14 protein-coding genes are annotated in these 15,080 nt (G+C 63.7%); 8 read left to right on the forward strand and 6 right to left on the reverse strand.

All coding sequences use genetic code 11. The annotated features are described in order from the left end of the window. Positions 1-978 carry an isopenicillin N synthase family oxygenase gene (locus tag M1L53_RS18070; RefSeq protein WP_003942293.1) on the forward strand — a complete coding sequence of 326 codons (978 nt, stop codon included), beginning with the start codon at positions 1-3 and terminating at the stop codon, positions 976-978. Between the two features lie 40 nt (positions 979-1,018). Further along, positions 1,019-2,347, forward strand: coding sequence for an amidohydrolase family protein (locus M1L53_RS18075; RefSeq protein WP_007731280.1), 1,329 nt, complete (start codon positions 1,019-1,021; stop codon positions 2,345-2,347). A gap of 6 nt (positions 2,348-2,353) precedes the next feature. On the opposite strand, the gene M1L53_RS18080 is transcribed toward M1L53_RS18075, so the two are convergent. The 3 genes from M1L53_RS18080 to M1L53_RS18090 all read right to left on the reverse strand — a co-directional run bounded on the left by M1L53_RS18080 (position 2,354) and on the right by M1L53_RS18090 (position 6,826). Beyond that, positions 2,354-3,988, reverse strand: coding sequence for an acyl-CoA synthetase (locus M1L53_RS18080; RefSeq protein ID WP_003942348.1), 1,635 nt, complete (start codon positions 3,986-3,988; stop codon positions 2,354-2,356). Between the two features lie 156 nt (positions 3,989-4,144). Next, positions 4,145-5,350: an acyl-CoA dehydrogenase family protein gene (locus tag M1L53_RS18085; RefSeq protein WP_003942363.1), complete on the reverse strand. Its 1,206-nt coding sequence runs from the start codon at positions 5,348-5,350 to the stop codon at positions 4,145-4,147. Between the two features lie 27 nt (positions 5,351-5,377). Next, positions 5,378-6,826 (reverse strand): acyl-CoA dehydrogenase family protein, encoded by a 1,449-nt coding sequence (locus tag M1L53_RS18090; RefSeq protein ID WP_003942317.1) that lies wholly within the window; start codon positions 6,824-6,826, stop codon positions 5,378-5,380. A 103-nt stretch (positions 6,827-6,929) separates the two neighbouring features. Here M1L53_RS18090 and M1L53_RS18095 point away from each other — a divergent pair, with 103 nt between their 5' ends. Both M1L53_RS18095 and M1L53_RS18100 read left to right on the forward strand, forming a co-directional pair. Then, positions 6,930-8,075, forward strand: coding sequence for a sensor histidine kinase (locus M1L53_RS18095; protein WP_042450087.1), 1,146 nt, complete (start codon positions 6,930-6,932; stop codon positions 8,073-8,075). Next, positions 8,072-8,710 carry a response regulator transcription factor gene (locus M1L53_RS18100; RefSeq protein ID WP_047271656.1) on the forward strand — a complete coding sequence of 213 codons (639 nt, stop codon included), beginning with the start codon at positions 8,072-8,074 and terminating at the stop codon, positions 8,708-8,710. The genes M1L53_RS18095 and M1L53_RS18100 overlap by 4 nt, the downstream gene beginning before the upstream one ends. Here the strand turns inward: M1L53_RS18100 and M1L53_RS18105 are convergent. The 3 genes from M1L53_RS18105 to M1L53_RS18115 form a co-directional block, all read right to left on the reverse strand. After that, positions 8,704-10,242 (reverse strand): multicopper oxidase family protein, encoded by a 1,539-nt coding sequence (locus M1L53_RS18105; protein WP_054187614.1) that lies wholly within the window; start codon positions 10,240-10,242, stop codon positions 8,704-8,706. The two genes, M1L53_RS18100 and M1L53_RS18105, sit on opposite strands and share 7 nt — an antisense overlap. A 136-nt stretch (positions 10,243-10,378) precedes the next feature. Continuing rightward, on the reverse strand, positions 10,379-11,161 hold the full coding sequence (gene hisN, locus M1L53_RS18110) for a histidinol-phosphatase (protein ID WP_054187613.1): 783 nt from the start codon (positions 11,159-11,161) through the stop codon (positions 10,379-10,381). Between the two features lie 19 nt (positions 11,162-11,180). Continuing rightward, positions 11,181-11,675 carry a carbonic anhydrase gene (locus tag M1L53_RS18115; protein ID WP_007731285.1) on the reverse strand — a complete coding sequence of 165 codons (495 nt, stop codon included), beginning with the start codon at positions 11,673-11,675 and terminating at the stop codon, positions 11,181-11,183. A gap of 109 nt (positions 11,676-11,784) precedes the next feature. Here M1L53_RS18115 and prfB point away from each other — a divergent pair, with 109 nt between their 5' ends. The 4 genes from prfB (at position 11,785) to ftsE (ending at position 15,032) form a co-directional block, all read left to right on the forward strand. Further along, positions 11,785-12,891: a peptide chain release factor 2 gene (prfB, locus tag M1L53_RS18120; protein WP_003942364.1), complete on the forward strand. Its 1,107-nt coding sequence runs from the start codon at positions 11,785-11,787 to the stop codon at positions 12,889-12,891. A 22-nt stretch (positions 12,892-12,913) separates the two neighbouring features. Next, positions 12,914-13,798: a mechanosensitive ion channel family protein gene (locus tag M1L53_RS18125; protein WP_003942304.1), complete on the forward strand. Its 885-nt coding sequence runs from the start codon at positions 12,914-12,916 to the stop codon at positions 13,796-13,798. Beyond that, entirely contained in the window at positions 13,795-14,280 is a 486-nt protein-coding gene (locus M1L53_RS18130; RefSeq protein WP_007731286.1) for a hypothetical protein, read from the forward strand. The genes M1L53_RS18125 and M1L53_RS18130 overlap by 4 nt, the downstream gene beginning before the upstream one ends. 71 nt (positions 14,281-14,351) lie before the next feature. Continuing rightward, a complete protein-coding gene (gene ftsE / locus M1L53_RS18135; RefSeq protein ID WP_020969258.1) occupies positions 14,352-15,032 on the forward strand; it encodes a cell division ATP-binding protein FtsE in 681 nt (226 codons plus the stop codon). Positions 15,033-15,080 lie beyond the last annotated feature (48 nt).

Below are 15,080 nucleotides of genomic sequence, written 5' to 3' on the forward strand. Positions count from 1 at the left end.
ATGACGTACGACATGACAGAACTCAACCGCGAGACCCGCATGGGTGGCCTGGGCACGGAGACCACCGACCGCGAGGTCCGAAGAATCGATCTCTCGGATTTCGAGAACCGGCGCAGCGAGATCGCCGAGGAGTTGTGGTCGGCAGCGACCGACATCGGATTCTTCCAAATCGTCAATCACGGGATCGATCTGGACCAGGTCCGCGAGGCTTTCGCGGCGGCCGAGCGATTCTTTGCACTGCCCACTGAGGTCAAAGCGCAGTATCCGCTCAAGAAGGGTTTCAACTCCGGCTGGGAGAGCATGACGCAGGTGCGTCCGTCCATCGGAACACCTGATCAGAAAGAGTCCTATCAGGTGACCCGCCCGCATATGGGTGATCTGTGGCCCACTGCAGACGAATTGGGCGGATTCCGCGAAACGATCCTGGACTTCGAAGCCAAGTGCTGGGGCATTGCGATGGACCTGTTGTCGTGCTTCGCCGAGAAGCTGGGATTCGAACGAGACTTCTTCACCAGGGCACATGACCCGTCGGTGGACACCTACCAGAGCACGCTGCGACTACTCCACTACTTCCCCCTTGCCGCCGACGCAGATGTCGAAGGGATGTGGCGTGCCGGAGCACACACCGATTTCGATTGCCTGACATTGCTTTTCCAGCGTGACGGTCAGGGCGGCTTGCAACTGTGCCCGGGCAAGGAGATGGACACCCAGGAATGGACGTCGGTGGTGCCGGCTGAGGAAGCAATCACCTGCAACATCGGCGACATGCTGATGAGATGGAGTGATGACGTCCTGCCGTCGAATTTTCATCGAGTCAAGAGTCCCGGAGTCACCGACTATCGGGGAGCCCGCTACAGCCTCGCGTTCTTCGCTCAGGCGAACCGCGACGTGACCATCGAGGGGCCGGCGGGCAAGTACCCGCCGATCACTGCCGAGGACTACATCGACCAGCGAGTACGCGCGAACTTCGCGCGTTGATCCGTATCCGTTCCGTCACACACTTTCAGGAGAACTGGCGATGACTACCGCGCCCAAGAACATGACCGACGTGATCATCCGGGACGTGACGTTGTACAGCGGCGGGCAATGGCTGACCGGCCACGACGTCGTCGTCTCGAATGGGGTGGTCGAATCGATCGAGAAGTCGACCGGCACCGCCACACCTGGAAGTGTGGACGGATCGGGGGCGTATCTGATCCCTGGGTTCGTCAACACCCATACGCACCTTCAGCAGTCACTGATGCGTGGGATCGCCGAAGGGGCACCGCTTCTCGAATGGCTACTCGCGGTCGCAGAAGAGTCGGTTCAGATCACTCCCGAGCGCGCATACGCGGCCACTGTCGCAGCCTCGCTGGAGGCATTGCGCAGCGGTACGACCACCCTGGTCGAACACATGTGGCCGCACCCGTCCAGCGAGGTTCACGATGCCGTGATCCGGGCGTTGCACGACACCGGGATTCGTGCGGTGCTGGGACGCGGAACCGCAGACCGGGCGGACAAGACGAGGAAGTGGGGCTTCGATCCGCGGCTCATGCAACCACTCGGAGACGTTCTCGCACATACGGATCAGATGATGCGGGACGTCGCCGGTTCCCGCATTGACGTGGCAGTCGCGGTACCGAACCCGCGTTCCCTGACCCCGGAGGGGATGTCGGAAGTGCGTGAGTTCGCGCAGGCTCGCGACCTGACGGTCTCGATTCACCTGCTCGAGACGCAGACCGACAACACGATGTGTACCGAACACGCGGGCATGAACGCGGTCGACTACCTGGATTCCCATGGTTTCTTGTGGGACCGGGTGCTGGCGGTCCACTGCGTCGAACTCGACGACCGTGGTCAGAAGGTGCTGGCGGAGCGCGGCGTCGGAGTGTCGTACAACCCCGTCAGCAACATGCGCCTCGGTAGCGGAATCGCGCCCGTCCCGAGTTTCCTCGACGCGGGGATCGCGGTGGGGTTGGGTGTGGACGGCGCAGCCAGCAACGATACTCAGGACATGCTCGAGACGCTGCGCACCGGCGCCTACGTGCAGCGAGCCGCGCGCGGCCGCGCCGACCTGCTCGGCTTCGAAGCCATGATCGACATCGCATCCGGCGGTGCAAACGCAGCACTCGGTCTGCCGGCCAGGTCCGGCGGGATCTCCGTGGGCGATCCCGCCGACCTCACCATGATTCGGTTCGAACGCGACTTCGGTTGCCTCCCGGTGCGAGATCCGGGCGCGTCCATTCTCACGACGGGCAGTCGTCAGATAGTGGACACGGTGTTGGTTGCGGGCGAGGTCGTGCTCCGCGACGGGCACTCCACTCGCGTCGACGAGGCGGAATTGATCCGCACGCTCAGAGCTTTGTGACTGTGCTCAGTCTTCGCTGATCTCCATCTCGATCAGGACGCGGCGCAACAGCTTTCCGGTGGCGTTGCGGGGAAGTTCGTCGATGAAGACGATCTCGCGGGGAACCTTGTAGCGCGCGAGATTCGACCGGACGTGATCCTTCAGCTCGTCGGAGTTCTGGTCGGCGCCGTGGGCGACGACGACAAACGCTCGCAGACGGTGCCCGAAGTCGGCGTCCTCGACTCCGATGACTGCCGCTTCCAAGACGTCCTCGCGATCGGCGAGCAGGTTCTCGACTTCGAGCGGGTAGACGTTCTCGCCACCGGAGACGATCATGTCGTCGTCGCGGCCGTCGACGAAGAGGAGGCCGTTGGCGTCGAAGTGTCCGACGTCGCCGGTCGAGAGAAGTCCGTCGATACGTTCCTTGTCGCGCCCGTCGGTGTATCCCTCGAAGCTCAGCCCGCTGGCGACGAAGATCCTGCCGATCGTGTGTGGGGTGGTGATCTTCTTGTTGTTCTCGTCGAACAGTTCGACGTGACAGGTCACCGGAGCGCGGCCCGCGGTTCCCGGCGCAATCGTCAGATCCTCGGGAGTCGCGACCGTGGCCACTGCGACCTCGGTGGATCCGTACAGGTTGTAGAGGACGTACCCGAACGAGGCCGTGACTCGCTTGCACAGGTCGGGTGAGAGTGACGAACCTGCCGAGAAGATGATCTTCAGGTTCGACGTGTCGTACTTGGACAGCACGTCGGGACCGAGGTCGATGATGCGAGTGAGCATCGTCGGGACCACGACCAGACTGTCGCACTTGTACTGGGCGACAAGCTTGATCGTGTTCTCCGGATCGAACTTTCGATGCATGACGACGGTCTGGCCGAGCGCCAACGCGAGAGCGAACTGCGAGACACCGGTTCCGTGGAAGGCGGGGGCCGCCATCATCATGGTCTGTCCGCGGCGCAACGGCACGCGGTCGAGGAACTGTGCCGACGCGAGAGGGGAGGTGTGGCCACGCGGCGCACCCTTGGGAGTTCCCGTTGTGCCGCTGGTGAGGAGGACGAAGCCACCGTTCTTCTCGGGTGCCGGCACCGACGACGTGGTGCGTCCGGCGATGGCCTCGTCGAGAGTAGCTGCCGTGGAACCGTCAGCGGCTGTGCCCTCTGGCCAGGAACGATAGACGACGACGTCGTCCGGCAAGGCATCGGCGATGTCCGCGAACTCGTCGTCGTAGACGAAGGCGACCACCTTCTCACGCGCTGCGACGTCCACGAGTTGGGGCCGAGCGAAGCCCGTGTTCATGAGAACGAGCTTCGTTCCGTTCTTTGCTGCCGCCAGCATGGTCAGGACCAAGCCTCGATGGTTACGGCACATCGCACCCATGACGGAGTCGGAGGTGATGCCGTCGGCCTGCCACGCCCGGACCAACGCGTTGCTCTGACGCTCGAGCTCGGCATAGGTGATGGGTCCGCGCTCGTCGATGATCGCCACCGCATCGTAGCCGTTCTCGGCGTGTGCATGGACCGGCCCGGCAAAGGGTCCGTACTTGTCCACGGCTGCAATGGATTTGAGTCCGCGATCGAGGCGAGGGAACGGGACGAGTCCGGCTCGGAACATAACCCCCGCCGCGCCGATGGTGTCAGTGACCTTGGTGACCAATCCGGGCATACGTGAACCTCTTCCCAGCGTCGTTGTAGGACTGATTACACACTAATGCGCAATCAGGTTTCGGTGGTGAAGTTTCACGATGGCGACCGAGCACTCCGCCCCGCCACCTCGAAAGGTGGCGGGGCGGAGTGTTTCGGGATCTGGTCCGTGCGACCGTCACTTCAGTTCGGCGGACGACTTTCCGAGTAGACGGCGTGCGACGATCAGCTGCTGGATCTGCTGGGTGCCCTCGAAGATGTCGAGAATCTTCGAGTCGCGGCCCCACTTCTCGAGCAACGGGCGCTGCGAGTAGCCGTAAGTGCCGGCCAACTCGACTGCCTTGAGCGTCACGTCGGTGCCGGTGCGGCCGGCCTTCGCCTTGGACATGGACGCTTCGAGCGAGTTCGGCTTCTTGTTGTCGGCCATCCACGCCGCGCGCAGAGACAGCAGGTACGCGGCCTCCCAGTCGGCTTCCAAACGGATGAACTCGGCTGCAGCTGCATGCTGGTTGTAGACCGGTGTGTCGTAGGAGATCTCGACACCGGCTTCGGTCAGGATGCCGCGCAGTTCTTCGAGAGCTGCGCGTCCGACGCCGACGGCCATGGCTGCAACGAGGGGCCGGGTGTTGTCGAACGTCTGCATGACGCCGGCAAAGCCCTGCTCCACGTTGACCTCCGGGCTGCCGAGGATGTTGTCCGCGGGAATGCGGCAATCCTGGAGCAGGAGTACTGCGGTGTCGGAGGCCTTGATGCCCAGCTTGTGCTCGAGGCGAGCAACGCTCAGGCCCGGTGCGTCACGCGGAACGACGAACGACTTGATGGCCGCTCGGCCCTTCGACTTGTCGACCGACGCCCACACGACGATGTGCGTCGAACGCTCACCGGCGGTGACGAAGATCTTCTCGCCGTTGAGAACCCACTCGTCGCCGTCGAGAACGGCGGTGGTGGTCACGGCGGCGGAGTCGGAACCGAAGCTCGGTTCGGTGATGGCCATCGAGGCCCACACTTTGCCGAAACGTTCGAGCTGTTCGTCGGTTGACACTGCGGCGATCGCGGCGTTGCCGAGCCCCTGGTAGGGGATCGAGAGCATGAGTCCGACGTCGCCCCAAGACGTTTCGAGCGAGTTGAGGAGCGCAGACATGTTGCCGCCGTTGGCGTTGCCGCCCTTGGCGCTCGCGTCGGACCGTCCGCCGCTGGCACCGCCGATGTCTCCACCGGAATCGGAGAGGCCTTCGACCATGGCGGCCATGGTGTCGAGCTCGACGGGATACTCGTGCTCAGCGAGATCGTACTTACGTGAAATGGGTCGGAAGATCTGCGCCGCGACCTGATGTGCCTGGTTCGCTGATGCTTTGAGCTTCTTGGGAAGTTCGAGGTTGATCATCGTGGTTCTCCTGGAAGTTCAGCGGCGTCAGATGAGGACGATGCCCTCGGCAACGCCGATGGCACGGAGGTCGCGGTACCAGCGCTCGACCGGGTGTTCCTTGGTGAACCCGTGTCCACCGAGGAGTTGCACACCGTCGAGGCCGATCTGCATGCCCTTCTCGGAAGCCAGCTTCCGGGCCAGAGCGGATTCGCGAGCGAAAGACAAGCCCTGCTCGGCGCGTGAAGCGCCCCGAAGCGTGACCAGGCGCAGTCCGTCGAGTTCGATGCCGATGTTGGCGACCATGAAGGCAACCGCCTGGCGGTGGCTGATCGGCTCGCCGAACGCTTCGCGCTCGTTGACGTACGGAATCACGTAGTCGAGAACTGCCTGGCTGGTTCCGACGGCCATGGACGCCCAACCGAGGCGAGCCAGGCGAATCGCGTCGGCGTATTCGGCCTTGCGCTGCTCGGCGTCACCGTCGCCGAGCAGTGCGGACTCCGACACAGCGACATCGGTGAGGATCAGGCGACCCAGGCCTGCGGCGCGCAGTCCCATGCTGGGATCTGCTTCGACGACGAGTCCCTTGGTGTCGGATTCGACGATGAAGAAGGACGGCTTGCCGTCGAGTTCTGCGGCGATGACGAAGAGCTCGGACGTAGCCGCGGCGGGCACCAAGCTCTTGACGCCGTTGAGCTTGTAGCCGCTGGGGGAGCGAACTGCCTTGGTCTGCAGGGCAAACGGATCGAACAGTGCGCGTGGTTCGTTGACCACCACTGCTGCGCCGGGGACCTGCTCGCCGGTGAAGGCCGGAAGGTAGGTCTTCTGCTGCGCGTCGGTGCCCCACTGCGTCAGTGCGACTGCAACGCCGCTGGGTGCGAGGATCGGAAGTGCAAGTCCCATGTCTCCGTGCGCAAGTGCCTCGGCAACAAGCGAATTGGTGACTGCGCCGCGGTCGGCAGCTGCTCCGTCGAGTTCTTCGGGAACGTTGATCAGCGTGATGCCGAGCTCGGCTGCGCGCTTGGAGAGATCGGCGGGTGCCTGCGCTGCGCCGTCGGCGTCGTGCGCTGCGGGACGCAGGATCTCGGCCGCGAACTCGCGCACGGTCTCGACGATCATCTTCTGGTCGTCGTCGGGGGTCAGATCGAAGTAGTCGGCGTTCTTGCTCGGGTTGTCGGGCAGGCGCTTGGGTGCGCCGTTGCCCGAGACCTTCTGGAATCCTCGAGTGGCGGCACCCAGGGTTTTGAAGCCCGTCTTGGTGCCCTCGTAGGTCACGCGATCGATGGTCTGACGCAGATTGAACTTCTCGGCCAGTTCCGAACCGGTGATCTTGGTAAGCACACGCATGGCTGCGCCCATGGCGTCGCGTTTGATCGGGTTCAGGCCGACGGCGGACGTGTCGCGGGGCGCACCCTTGGCGCCGCCGCGCTGCGCGCCCGATTCGCTGCGCTGAGCGCTCTTGTCGGGGGCAACACTGTCTTGCTTGGTCATGATCACCAGCTGTTTCTCGGTGTTGGGGCGTTGGACGATCCTTATCTTACTCATCAGTAAGGTCTGTTGTCGAGAAACCGCGAAATGATGCGCGTCATAGGCTCGAGGGGTGAACCGGACAGAGGTGCCAGATCGGATACAGCGGTACGTGCGCTACACGCCGTTGGTGGTGGTCCCGTGCCTGTTGATCGCCAGCACGTATCCGGGGGAGTATCGAGTTCCCCTCACCTACTGGATTCTGTCGATGCTGTCGGCGCTCGCCTTCGCCGTCGGCCGTCGATGGCCGGTCTTCGCGTCCCTGGTCATCTCGGCGCTCGCCGTTCCGATGTTCGTCGCCGACGCCTGGGGGCTGTCCGAGCTTGTTCCGTATCTCGGGGCGGTCGCCGTCGTCGACGTCACGATGCGGGCCGAGCGTAGAGAAATGGTTGCCGTATCGGCAGCAGGATGGTGCGGTTCGGTGCTCGCGGGTATCTGGTTCGAATCTCACGAAGCGTTCTGGTCTGTCACGACGGCTGTGAAAGTGCTTGCGTACGTGGGGTTGCCACTGCTGCTCGGGCTGTATCTACGCTCGCAGCGTGAATTGGCCGCGAACAATCTTGCGCAGACCCGCGCTGCGGAGCGCAGTGCGCTCGCCCGCGAACTGCACGACCTGGTTGCGCACCACATGGCATCGATCGTCCTGAGAATCGGCGTGGCTCAACATGTCTTGGCGCCCCAGGACGAGGCCGTGCGTGAGGTCCTCGCGGATGTGCGTGGGACTGCGTCCGATGCGCTGGCCGATATCCGTCGCCTCCTGGTCGCACTTCGTGATCCTTCGCTCGGTGAGGTCGCTCTGGTCGAGCCGGATGCCGTCGAGGCGGAAATCGAGGCGGCGATAGATCGTGTGCGTGCGGCGGGTTTCGAGGTGCAGGCAGTCTTCGATGCCCAGGAGAATGTCGAGTCAGGCGCAGCCGATCTCGACGCGATCGGGAGGCTGACGTTGTTGCGGGTGATTCAGGAATCACTGACCAACGTCATGAAGCACGGCGACAAGAAGGGGCTGGTATCGGTCTCGGTCGGTCGCGAAGACAACCGGGTGCATGTCAGGGTTGTCAACGACGTCGAGGGATCGCCTCGGAGTGCAGGTCATGGCCTGGTGGGAATGCAGGAGCGTGCGGGGTTGGTCGGCGGCGAGATGACCGCCGGCACCAACAGTGACGGGAAATGGGAAGTGCACGTGAGTATTCCACTCGTTGTCTCGGGCGATGTCTCGTGATCAGCGTGCTGATCGTCGACGACCAGCGACTTGTGCGCGCCGGTTTGCGGATGCTGTGCGCGGCAGCCGAGGACATGACCGTGGCCGGTGAGGCGTCGAACGGCGTCGAGGCGGTAGCGCTCGCTGCAGAATTGGATCCCGACGTGATTCTGATGGACTTGAGAATGCCCGGGCTGGACGGGATCGGTGCCACGCAGCAGATCGTCAAGGCCGGTCGTCGAGCGCGCATTCTCGTGCTGACCACCTTCGACGACGACGATCATCTGTATCCCGCACTCGCCGCGGGGGCTTCGGGATTCTTCGTCAAGGACACCGAACCCGCCGAGCTGCTCGGCGCCATTCGGCGGATCGCCGAGGGTGAGATGGTGTTCACTCCGGAACTTCTCCGCCGCGTTGTGGATCGAGCGGTGATCGGTGGTATCGCAGACACTGCTGCGACGGAGAAGGTTCCGTTGACCGATCGCGAATCGCAGGTCCTCGCACTGGTGGCAGAAGGGAAGAGCAATCAGGAGATCGCGGACACGCTGCATCTCGGTGTGACCACGGTGAAGACGCACGTGGCGAACCTGATGTCGAAGACCGGTTGCGACAATCGGGTTCGCCTCGCCGTGTACCACTTGCAGAACTTTCAGTGACCGGAGTGCGAACCAGACGAAGGCATCGGCATGTCCATCGGCATGTCCATCTGCATCGGAGCCGCCTTCTGCCCCGGTTCGAGGACGAGGAATTGGCCCATCATCCCTTGGTCCTCGTGCATCAGCAGGTGGCAGTGGAACATGTACGGGAACGTGGGATCGGTGTACTCGGACCACTGCAGTGCGACGCGAACCCTGCTGCCCGGCGGTGCGTAGACGGTGTCCTTGAGTCCGCGCAAGTGCGGCGGGGGGGTGCGACCGTCGACGTCGAGGATCTGGAACTGTACGTCGTGGACATGGAAATTGTGTGGCCAGTTGTCCTTGTTGGTGATCGTCCACACCTCGGTCGCGCCGACCTCGGCCTCGAAGTCGATGCGGTTCATGTCCATTCGTTGCCCGTTGATCATGTACCACTGCAGATCGAAGGTTCGGGAAACGCTTGCCTTCGACGGATCCAGACGCGGCAGTACGGCCAACTGCGCCGGGAGAGTCGACCGTGACGCGCGGCTGGCAACGCCCCGCAGTTCGATGATGTCGAAGCGGTCGTTCATGCCGAAGTTCTCGGCGTCGGAGGAACTCACGCCACCGCCGTCCTCGATCGGGAACGACACCAGTGTGGTCGTCGCACCGGGGTCGACGCGAACCACGATCTCGGCTCGTTCGCCGGGGCTGAGCTGAATCCGCTTGATCGCGATCGGTGATTCGAGCAGTCCGCCGTCGGTGGCAATCAGATCGAACGTGCGGTCGTCGGGGAACCCCAGGTTGTAGAGACGGCCGGAAGAGCCGTTCAGAATGCGCAACCGGACGACCCCGGTGGTGACGTCGAGGTAGGCGTCGGAGATGCCGTTGGTGACGATCGTGTCGCCGAGCAGGCCTATGTCGGTCGGATCCGATTCGTCGAAGCTGCCGTCGGCGAGGAATCGACGATCCTGGATGATCAGCGGAACATCGTCGACACCATAGGTTTTGGGGATGTCCAGCGCCCGCGTGTCGGTATCGTCGATCAGGAACAGTCCGGCGAGACCGCGCTGCACGTGCCGTTCGGTGGATCCGTGCGGGTGTGGGTGATACCAGAGCGTCGACGCCGGCTGACCGATCGTCCACGCCGGTTCCCAGCGTCCGCCGGCTTCGATGGTTTGGTGCGGGCCACCGTCGTATCGGGCGGGCAGATGCATGCCGTGCCAATGGACGGTCGTGGGCTCTGCCAGTGTGTTGTCGATCGTGAATGCGACAGATTCTCCGCGTTCGGCGCGGACGGTCGGCCCCAGAATGGATCCGTTGAAACCCCAAGTGTCGGTGAGTTTTCCCGCGACGATCTCGGTGGTCCCGGCACCGGCACGAAGTGTGAAGTGGCGAACACCGGCGTCGTCGACGGTGGATTCGGCAAGCGGCGGAATCGGTAGCGGACGCGAAGTTCCGGCCACCGCCAACGTGGCGCTCTTCGCTGCCGGGTCGGCGCCGCAGCCCACCGCGAGCCCGAGGGGCGCTGCGGCCAGACCGAACAGAATCGTGCGCCTGGAAATCCGGTTCATCGTTCTCCTGGAAGTAGTGCGTGATCAACTACTTCCAGTCAACGGGCCGAGATGTCGTGCCGAATCCTGCCGACGGGCCTGTCGGAACTCCTCCCTCGGGCCCTTGCGGCGGGTGGGATGTTCTGGTACTCGGGTGTTACCGCAGGCGGGCCAGAACGTCTTCGTGCAGCAGTCCGTTGGTGGCGACCGCGCTGCCGCCGTGCGGACCTGCGCCGCCGTCCAGATCGGTGAACGCGCCGCCGGCCTCACGGACCAATACGTCGAGCGCTGCCAGATCCCACAGCGACACCTCGGGTTCGGCAGCAATGTCGACGGCGCCTTCGGCCACGAGGCAGTAGGAGAAGAAGTCCCCGTAACCGCGCACGCGCCAGACGTCGTCGGTGAGTTCGACGAACTGATCGCGAATTCCGCGGTCCTTCCACCCCGAGAGGCTCGAGAAGCTCAGGCTCGCTGACTCGCTGCGATCGACGGCGGATACCTGGATCGCCCGCGCATCACTGTCCCCGAAGGAAGTATGTGCACCCAAACCTGTTGCAGCCCACCATCGCCGATTCAGTGCAGGTGCGCTCACGACGCCGATGACCGGGACGCCGTCCTCGAGCAAGCTGATCAGCGTGGCCCACACCGGTACGTTGCGGACGAAGTTCTTGGTCCCGTCGATGGGGTCGACCACCCACTGTCTGCCCTCGAAGACTGCGTCGCCGCCGAATTCCTCGCCGAGTACGGAATCCGTAGGACGATGCTCACCGAGCGTCGCGCGCACTGCTCGCTCGACAGCCAGATCGGCGTCGGAGACGGGGGTGAGGTCCGGCTTGTCGTCCACTCGAAGGTCGAGGGCGCCGAAGCGGGCGCGAGTGATCGCGTCAGCCTCGTCGGCGATACGGAGGGCGAGTGCGAGGTCGGATGCGCGATCGGTCACGGGTACACAACCTACCGGCTCAATCGGGGAGGACCTCGTTCAGCTTTCCGGTTGCGACGTCGAAGACGAATCCGCGTAGGGAGGTCGTCGCGGTGACGAACGGACTGTTCTCGATGCGCTTCAACGACTGACGGACGTCCTCGTCGATGTCGGGAAACGATTCGGCAGCCCAATTTGGTTTGATGCCGATCTCGTCCTGGATGGATCGCTTGAAGTCGTCGTCGGTGAACGTCAGCATTCCGCAGTCGGTGTGGTGGATGAGGATGATCTCGGTAGTTCCCAGCAGACGCTGGCTGATGGCCAGGGATCGGATCTCGTCGTCGGTGACGACTCCACCCGCATTGCGGATGACGTGCGATTCGCCTTCCTTGATTCCCAGCACCCGATAGACGTCGATGCGGGCGTCCATGCAGGCGAGTACGGCGACGTGTTTGCTGGGTGGGAGGGGGAGCGGTCCGGTGAACTGCTCGGCGTAGGCGGCGTTGTTCTGCAGGTATTCGTCGGTGACAGTCATCGTTCCAGTAGGTTCCCTCGGAGCGAGGTTGGCAAGGCTTCCAGTCCCGGTGATCCCAATACGTGACGGGCGGCAGGGCCGAGGTCGGCACCCGGTAGCCTTGAGAACCGTGCATCCCGACGTAATTGCAGACCTGAACGCCCTCGACACCACCCTTCGCACCTGCGAATCGGTTGTGGACGTCGAGGAGCTGCGCCGACGCATCGACGAGCTCGAGCACCAGGCAGCCGACCCGGGTCTGTGGAACGACCAGGAACACGCCCAGCAGGTCACGAGCCAGCTCTCCCACGCGCAGGCCGAGCTGCGCCGGATCGTGGCACTACGCGAGCGACTCGACGAGATGCCGATCCTCTACGAACTGGCAGAAGACGAAGGCCCCGACGCGGTGGCCGACGCCGACGCCGAGCGCGCGAGCCTGCGAGACGACATCGCGGCGATGGAAGTCAAGACCATGCTCTCGGGCGAGTACGACGAGCGCGACGCGCTCATCAACATCCGCTCCGGTGCCGGCGGTATCGACGCTGCAGACTGGGCCGAGATGCTCATGCGTATGTACATCCGCTGGGCGGAGAAGCACGACTACGGCGTCGAGGTCTACGACACGTCGTACGCCGAAGAAGCCGGACTCAAGAGCGCGACGTTCGCGATCAAAGGCCCGTACACGTACGGCACGTTGTCCGTCGAGATGGGCACTCACCGGCTCGTTCGCATCAGCCCCTTCGACAACCAGGGTCGTCGTCAGACGTCGTTCGCCGAGGTCGAGGTACTGCCGGTCGTCGAGACGACCGACCACATCGAGATCAACGAGAACGACATCCGCGTCGACGTCTACCGCTCGTCCGGTCCCGGCGGCCAGTCGGTCAACACGACGGACTCCGCCGTTCGACTCACGCACATCCCGACGGGAATCGTCGTCACCTGTCAGAACGAGAAGTCGCAGCTCCAGAACAAGGTGTCGGCGATGCGCGTCCTGCAGGCAAAGCTGCTCGCGGTCAAGCGTCAGGAAGAGCGCGCCGAGATGGATGCGCTCAAGGGCGACAGCGGCAGCTCGTGGGGCAACCAGATGCGCTCCTATGTTCTGCATCCGTACCAGATGGTCAAGGACCTGCGTACCGAGTACGAGGTCAACAACCCGTCGGCAGTGCTCGACGGCGACATCGACGGGTTCCTCGAGGCCGGCATCCGCTGGCGCATGAGCGAGAACCAGTCCGCATAGCGTTCGGATACCGAAAGGCACGATGACTTTACTTCGACCTGGGCAGAACCTGCTCGATTGGCTTCAAACCACCGGTTTGTCCGTCCTCATGACCGTGCTCGGGGCGATGATTCTCGCCCGGTTGGTCAGTTGGGGAGGCAACAAGGTCACCGACCAGATCGACTCCAACTATCAGTTGGGCGATGCGCTGGTTCGTTCCGAGGCCACCAAGCATCGTCACTCGGTCGCGCAGGTCATCACCTGGGTGGTCATCACGTTCATCTACGTGATCGCGACGCTGAAGGTTCTCGACCAACTGAACCTGCCGATCGGCAGTCTCGTCGCGCCGGCGACCGTTCTCGGTGCGGCGCTCGGTTTCGGTGCACAGCGCGTCGTGCAGGACATTCTTGCCGGTTTCTTCATCATCACCGAACGCCAGTACGGCTTCGGTGACACCGTCCGGCTTGCGATCACCGGCTCCTCCGACGACGCCGAGGGTGTCATCGAGGACGTGACCCTGCGCGTGACGCGAATGCGGAACTCCGACGGCGAGGTCATCACCGTTCCCAACGGGCAGATCGTGAAAGCGACCAACCTGTCCAAGGATTGGGCACGCGCCGTCATCGACGTTCCGGTTCCGGCGACCGCCGATCTCACCCGGGTCAACGAGGTGCTTCGCCAGGTCGGAGTCGACGCGATGGCCGACCGCGGACTCAAGAAACTGCTGCTCGACGAGCCCACGGTCATGGGCGTCGAAAGCCTGGAGGTCGATCAGGTCAACGTGCGGATGGTCGCGCGCACACTCCCTGGCAAACAGTTCCAGGTCGGACGCGCTCTTCGTGTCCGCGTCGCCGCAGCACTGCGACGTCAGGGGATCACGGTGTCACCGGATCTGCACACCGTACGGACCGAGGAGGCGAGCGAATGACCGATCAGGAACCGCGCCGCGGACTCGACCGACTGTTTCACCTGGACTGGCTCCCGTCCCGGATCTTCGGCGGCCGGATGCGAACCTCTACCTTCATTCTCATCGTGGCGTGGATATTGACGTATCTGTTGCATACGTATCTCAATCCTGAGGACCCGACCGCAGTGACACCACCGCCCAGCGTGGACACGTCGCAGACCGAGCCTTACGTCGCGCCCTCGGTCAAACCGTCGACGACGACCCCCGTGCCGTCCTCGACCGAGCCGACGACTACGTCCGAGACCCAGTCTCCGGAATCGAGCACGGGCAGCTCAGGTTCTCCGACGCCGACTTCGGGTCCCGCGCCTGCGCCGGGCAACGCCGAACAGTCCGCGACCACGGTGCCGACCACTCCGGCGACGACGACCGTTCCCCAACCTGGCGCGGCGATGCAGGCACCGACGTCTGTGCCGCAGTCACCCGCGACCACCGGTACCGGATAAGGACGAGGGTGCTCGCGCGTGGCGCCAAGGTCACCGTTAGATAACGGCTAGACTGGCTAGTTGTGATCAGCATGAAGAATGTGTCGAAGTCCTACAAGGCCTCCACCAGGCCGGCGCTCGACAAGGTCAGTGTGGAGGTGGAGAAGGGGGAGTTCGTCTTCCTCATCGGCCCCTCCGGCTCCGGCAAGTCGACGTTCATGCGGTTGCTGCTCAAGATGGAGTCGCCCACGTCCGGCGACATCGAGGTCGCGGATTTCCACGTCAACAAGTTGGCGGCCCGCCGCGTGCCGAAGCTTCGCCAGAGCATGGGCTGTGTGTTCCAGGACTTCCGCTTGCTTCAGCAGAAGACGGTCTCCGAGAACGTGGCCTTTGCGTTGGAAGTCATCGGCAAGCCCCGCAACGTCATCGCGCGCACTGTGCCCGAGGTTCTCGACATGGTCGGTCTGGCCGGCAAAGCCGATCGACTGCCCACCGAACTTTCCGGCGGTGAGCAGCAGCGCGTCGCCATCGCCCGCGCATTCGTGAACCGCCCTCTCGTGCTGCTCGCCGACGAGCCCACCGGCAACCTGGACCCCGAAACGAGCCAGGACATCATGCTGCTGCTCGAGCGGATCAACCGCACCGGCACCACCGTCGTGATGGCGACCCACGATCACCACATCGTCGACTCCATGCGTCGACGCGTCATCGAACTCGATCTCGGCAAGGTGACCAGAGACGAAGCGCGGGGTGTGTACGGCGTCGGCAGGTAGCGCCGACTACGACCACACGTCCCGTACGCCCACCGGTTGTCGTGAAAC

Origin of the sequence: Rhodococcus sp. T9N (assembly GCF_024436645.1) — a bacterium.
Classification (GTDB): domain Bacteria; phylum Actinomycetota; class Actinomycetes; order Mycobacteriales; family Mycobacteriaceae; genus Rhodococcus_F; species Rhodococcus_F qingshengii.